Origin of the sequence: Neisseria sp. HMSC061H08 (assembly GCF_001836795.1) — a bacterium.
GTDB classification, from domain to species: domain Bacteria; phylum Pseudomonadota; class Gammaproteobacteria; order Burkholderiales; family Neisseriaceae; genus Neisseria; species Neisseria subflava_A.
This window is the reverse complement of sequence record NZ_KV830571.1, coordinates 1,649-2,774: the sequence shown is the minus strand read 5'-3', so window position 1 is coordinate 2,774 and position 1,126 is coordinate 1,649. Positions and strand designations below refer to the sequence as shown.

Here is a 1,126-nt window from a genome sequence, read left to right as displayed (position 1 = left end):
GGGGATTTTGGGGAATTTTGCAAAGGTCTCAGATAGTACGGCTATGCGAGGCAACGCCGTACTGGTTTAAAGTCAATCCACTATAAGTCTTTTATTCGAGATTCATGTCCAGTTGAGCAAACCCGCCAAACAAAACAAAAAACCCGCAGCATAGCTGCGGGTTTGATACCTATTTAACACTAAACCAGTATTACCATTCGTAGTTCACGCCTACGTTGTAAGATGCAGAGCCGCCTGAAGAGGTGCCGACTGCAAGACCGGCCTTGGCTGCAAAGTTTTCATTGAAGCGGTAGCCTGCACCGACTGCAACTGCGGTGTCAGATTTGAAACCACCCAAAGCAGCGGTAACGTTAAACTTACCAACGCTGTAAGGTTGGAACAGACCGCTGAGGGCTGCTTGTGCAGCAAGACCTTGGCGGGTCTCTTTGCGCAGATTAGCTACGTTTTTGTCCAAGTTGTCGATACGCGCTGAGTTTTTAGCAATACCGGCAGCGTGTTGGTTGCTTGCTGTTTGCAGGGTAGCAATATCGGCTTTGTTAGCGGCAACTTGTGTGGCATTAGCTTTAACTGCATCTTGAGCTTGAGCAGCAGCAGTTTGCGCCGCACTTGCTACATTATTGGCAGCATCAGCGGATGTTTTTGCAGCTTTGGCATGGCTTTCAGCAGTTTCAGCAGATTTTTGGGCAACTTCAACAGAACCTTGTGCAGACTTAGCTGATTTTTCAGCTTCAACAGCTGCATTTTTAGCAGTCTCGATATCAGCTTTATCAGCTTTTTTGTCAATTGCTGCTTTGTTGGCATCAATATCTTGACGGTTAACTTCTAACGCATCAGCTGCAGCCAAACCTACTTTTTTCAAAGTACTGATATCTTCATCCAGGCTGGCAATCGCATTGTTGAAGCCTTCATTGGCTTTCTCTTGCTCTTTCAGAGAAGCAGTATTTTCAGCGATTGCCGCTTTGTTGGCGTCGATGTCTTGACGGTTAGCTTCCAAAGCTTCGGTCGCTTTCAGACCTGCTTGTGCCAAGTCAACGATGTCTTTATCATGACGAGTGATAGCTGCGCTAGTCGCGTCGCTCAGGGCAGTTACTTCATCACCGATATCGTTAACTTTTTTGCCCATGTC

Annotated in this window: 1 protein-coding gene; it reads right to left on the bottom strand. The window is 46.9% G+C overall.

Annotation, left to right across the window (positions count from 1 at the left end):
- Positions 1 to 190 precede the first annotated feature (190 nt).
- The coding region (locus tag HMPREF2675_RS11565; protein ID WP_283127800.1) for a YadA C-terminal domain-containing protein at positions 191 to 1,126 on the bottom strand (936 nt) is incomplete at its 5' end.